The sequence below is a fragment of the Aneurinibacillus danicus genome (genome assembly GCF_007991215.1).
GTDB classification, from domain to species: Bacteria; Bacillota; Bacilli; order Aneurinibacillales; family Aneurinibacillaceae; genus Aneurinibacillus; species Aneurinibacillus danicus.
In genome coordinates, this window is record NZ_BJXX01000105.1 from 1 (window position 1) to 4511 (window position 4511).

Genomic DNA, 4511 nt, shown 5'->3' on the forward strand with positions numbered 1-4511 from the left:
CTTTTGGGGTACGAAGGAAAAGAGAGAAAAGAACGAGAGGATGATTTCAATGGGGAAAAAAGCGAACGCCTTTTTCTACCCTGGCTCTCCTTTCCTCTTTCTCTCCTTCTTTCCTCATGATTTTTACAGAAAAAGGGCGAGGTGTAAATATGAATCAAGATTTTATCAAAATCAAAGATATGGAAGGAACACTGCTGCTTTCACATACAAACGGAAACTTAAGCTGCAAAGTAACAACAAAGGAAATCATTCTGCAGCGCCCGCACTACACATACCAAATTCTGTTCGAGAATATCATCAGCATGGTGCCTCATACGTTGAAGGATCGGCACATTTTATTGCCGACGCCCGGCAATGAGCATGAAAAAGTAAGTACTCGCTTCGCCTCTTCCTATTATAAAATTCGTACAGGACACGTACGTATCCACAACCGTTCCGGCATTCATGAAAAAGGCGAAACCGATTTTATCGTTCCGCTAAGCGAACTTTTTTTGGACTACTTTGCCCGCTATAGCAATCTGACCGTAGTACAATAAGTTTTATGCAGACACCCCGCATCCTGTACGAAATGCGGGGTGTTTTTCTGCCTTTAATCTTATGAAATTTCCTTGCCTCGCGAATTTGCCGTTACAAACAGAATGGCTGCGACAAGCAGGAAGGCTACAAGCGAGACGAGCGGGCCTAGAATCGGCTCTTCCGGCAAGCTCATTCCGGTGGAGACGGCAATGGCAATAAGAATTCCCATCAGCGCTTCCCCGGCAATAAAACCGGAAGACAACAGAATGCCGCGCTCGAGTTTCTGCTTAAGCATATCCTCGTTTTTCTCCCGGCGTTCAATAATGCCGCGGAGCACGCCACCGAGCATAATCGGAGTGCTTAGGTGAATCGGCAAATAAAGGCCGACGGCAAACGGCAGCGAGCCGATTCCCATCAACTCTACCAGTGCAGCGGCTGCCATACCGATAAAGACAAGCGTCCACGGCAAGTTGCCGTTCATAATGCCTTCTACTACCATCATCATCAGCGTAGCCTGCGGTGCCGGCAGGTTTTTGGACCCGAATCCGTACGCCTGATCAAGCAGCATCAGCACCAACCCGATTGTTAAGCTTGTAATGAATACGCCATACATTAACGCATACTGCTGGTACTTCGGCGTAGCACCTACAAGAAATGCCGTTTTCAAATCTTGAGATGTATCCCCTGCCATTGCTGCAGAGATACAAATAACCGCCCCGATCGTAATCGCGGCTACCATGCCGCTCTCTCCGCTAAAACCGATTAACTTCAAGATAAGGGTAATCAAAATCAGCGCCGCAATCGTCATGCCGGATACCGGATTGGAAGAGCTTCCGACGATTCCGACAATACGGGACGAGACGGTGACGAAGAAGAAACCGAACAGCATTACGAGAAGGGCGCCCGGAATGCCAATATTAATGCTTGGGTAGAACGCCAGAACGGCAATAAGGATGACGACAAGTCCGATGATGTACGGCATTGGCATGTCTTCTTCTGTACGAAGCACACCGGACCCGGTGCCGCCGCGCGTACTACCAAGACCTCTCATCGCAATCGTAAACGAAGACGCGATGGTAGGCAGCGCTTTAAAGAGGCTGACGATTCCTCCGAATGCAACCGCACCTGCACCGATATAACGCAGATAGTTGCTCCAGATGTCCCAGAATCCCAGCTTGCTAATCGGATCGGTTGCCGGAAAGATTGGATTTGCCGCGAACGAGCCGAAATAGCTAATCAGCGGAATTAATCCTAGCCAACCAAGCACGGCACCGGCCAGCATATACCCGGCGATGCGCGGTCCGATGATAAAACCGACCCCAAGCAGCGACGGGAGAGTATCCATACCGACCGCGGCGTTTTTGAATCCGCGGATTCCCGTTTCGATTTCGGATGGAAATGCTTTAATGCCGTCAGCGATGAATTTAAACAGCGCACCGATTCCGAGTCCGCTGAAAACGAGCTTAGCCAGGCCGCCGCCTTTCTCTCCGGCGATCAGCACTTCGGCGCAGGCCGTGCCTTCCGGATACGGAAGCACGCCATGCTCTTTGACGATCAAAGCTTTGCGTAGGGGAATCATCATAATAATACCGAGAATCCCACCCGCCAGCGCAATAAAAGCGATCGTCGTCATGCTGGGCTGCAGCTTCCAGATGAACAACGCCGGAACGGTGAAAATCACACCTGCAGCGAGCGATTCCCCCACCGACGTAATCGTCTGTACCGTATTGTTCTCCAGGATGGAGTTGCGGCGCAAAATACCGCGCAAGATTGCCATTGAAATGACCGCCGCCGGAATAGAGGCACTGACGGTCATCCCGACAATCAATCCCAGATATGCGTTTGCCGCACCGAAAAGAATAGCGAGAACTCCGCCGAGAATAATCGCCGTCCAGGTCATTTCCGGTCGGTGCTCATGTGGCGAAATGTACGGCGTAAATCCGCTCGCACTCTGTTTCTGTGCGGCGTTTTCTTTGTTTTCCATGTTATCCCTGCCTTTATTCAATTTTTCGTGATTCGGCTTTTCATAATTGTAAAAATATACCGAATCTCATTATACCTTTGCCGTCTCAAGGCGCCCAACTTTATTCTTACCCATTTTTACTATAAACGAATTGAAAAAAAAACGTTATGGATCAACTTATATTTGCGCAAGCAATAATTTTGACAAATATACAATCTGCTAAAATAGTGATACAATGAAAAAAATTTTAAATTAAGGAACATAGATGAGTGGAGGGGTTTATTGTGGCAGAGTTACGCAGCAATATGATCAAAAAGGGATTTGACCGGGCGCCGCACCGAAGCTTGCTCCGGGCTGCAGGCGTAAAAGATGAGGACTTCGACAAACCGTTTATTGCGGTATGCAACTCGTATATCGATATTGTACCGGGTCATGTCCACTTGCAGGAATTTGGGAAACTTGTAAAAGAAGCGATTCGCGAAGCCGGGGGCGTTCCGTTCGAGTTTAATACCATCGGCGTAGACGACGGGATTGCAATGGGGCACATCGGTATGCGCTACTCCCTGCCGAGCCGCGAAATCATTGCAGATTCAGTGGAGACGGTCGTCGCGGCGCATTGGTTCGACGGAATGGTATGCATTCCGAACTGTGATAAAATTACGCCGGGAATGATGATAGCAGCAATGAGACTGAATATTCCTACTATCTTCATCAGCGGTGGTCCTATGGCTGCCGGCAGAACAAGCGACGGACGCAAAATCTCCCTGTCTTCCGTATTTGAAGGCGTAGGCGCATATCAGGCCGGTAAAATTGATGACAACCAGCTTCGAGAGCTTGAGCAATACGGTTGCCCGACGTGCGGCTCCTGTTCCGGCATGTTTACCGCCAATTCTATGAACTGTCTTGCAGAGGCGCTTGGTCTTGCGCTTCCGGGCAACGGCACGATCCTCGCTACCGATCCGGAACGCAAAGAATTGGCGAAACGCGCCGCGAAACAGCTGATGGAACTTATCAAAATCGACCTGAAGCCGCGCGATATCATAACAGAAAAAGCAATCGATAATGCCTTTGCGCTCGACATGGCGCTCGGCGGATCCACTAATACGGTGCTTCATACGCTGGCGCTCGCCAACGAAGCGGAAGTAGACTATCCGTTAGAGCGCATTAATGAAGTAGCGGCACGCGTACCGCATCTTGCGAAACTGGCGCCGGCATCCGACTGGCACATCGAAGACTTGCATGCGGCAGGCGGTGTTTCTGCGGTACTGAACGAGCTGTCCAAGAAAGAAGGAGCCCTGCATCTTGACGTAATGACCGTAACAGGAAAAACACTCGGCGAAAATATTGCCGGTCACGATGTAAAGGACTATAACGTCATTTACCCGATTAACAAACCATACTCCGAAACCGGCGGACTTGCCGTATTGTTCGGCAACCTCGCTCCAGACGGTGCTATTATCAAAACAGGTGGCATTCAGGGCGGCATTACACGTCATGAAGGACCTGCGATTGTATTTGATTCACAGGAAGAAGCATTGGAAGGAATTGCAAACGGCAAAATCAAAGAAGGTCATGTCGTTATTATCCGCTACGAAGGTCCAAAAGGAGGTCCTGGTATGCCGGAAATGCTGGCTCCGACTTCGCAGATTGTCGGTATGGGTCTCGGCACCAAAGTAGCACTTGTGACGGATGGCCGCTTCTCCGGTGCCTCCCGCGGTCTCTCTATCGGACATGCTTCTCCGGAAGCGGCGGAAGGCGGACCGCTCGCATTCGTACAGGACGGCGATCATATCGTCATCGACATTACCGAGCGCCGCATAGATGTGAATGTTCCTGAAGAGGAATGGGAAAAACGCAAAGCCAGCTGGAAAGGCTTCGAACCGAAAGTAAAAACCGGCTATCTGGCTCGATACTCAAAATTGGTAACGTCAGCCAGCACCGGTGGTATTATGAAAATTTAATTTTGTGCCGATACTGTAGATACATAGTTTGCCGCTTTTTCGGCGCTATGTATCTTTTTTCTGTGAAAATC

The 4511-nt window shown here is 49.7% G+C and carries 3 protein-coding genes; 2 read left to right on the forward strand and 1 reads right to left on the reverse strand.

Annotated elements, in window-relative coordinates; translation table 11 throughout:
• Nucleotides 1-149 precede the first annotated feature (149 nt).
• Nucleotides 150-536 carry a hypothetical protein gene (locus ADA01nite_RS11880; protein WP_146810184.1) on the forward strand — a complete coding sequence of 129 codons (387 nt, stop codon included), beginning with the start codon at nucleotides 150-152 and terminating at the stop codon, nucleotides 534-536.
• A 59-nt stretch (nucleotides 537-595) separates the two neighbouring features.
• Here the strand turns inward: ADA01nite_RS11880 and ADA01nite_RS11885 are convergent, their stop codons facing one another.
• The gene (locus tag ADA01nite_RS11885) at nucleotides 596-2500 is read right to left on the reverse strand and encodes an OPT family oligopeptide transporter (protein ID WP_146810185.1); all 1905 of its coding nucleotides are present in this window, start codon (nucleotides 2498-2500) and stop codon (nucleotides 596-598) included.
• Between the two features lie 263 nt (nucleotides 2501-2763).
• Here ADA01nite_RS11885 and ilvD point away from each other — a divergent pair, with 263 nt between their 5' ends.
• Entirely contained in the window at nucleotides 2764-4440 is a 1677-nt protein-coding gene (gene ilvD, locus ADA01nite_RS11890) for a dihydroxy-acid dehydratase (protein ID WP_146810186.1), read from the forward strand.
• Nucleotides 4441-4511: the final 71 nt, after the last annotated feature.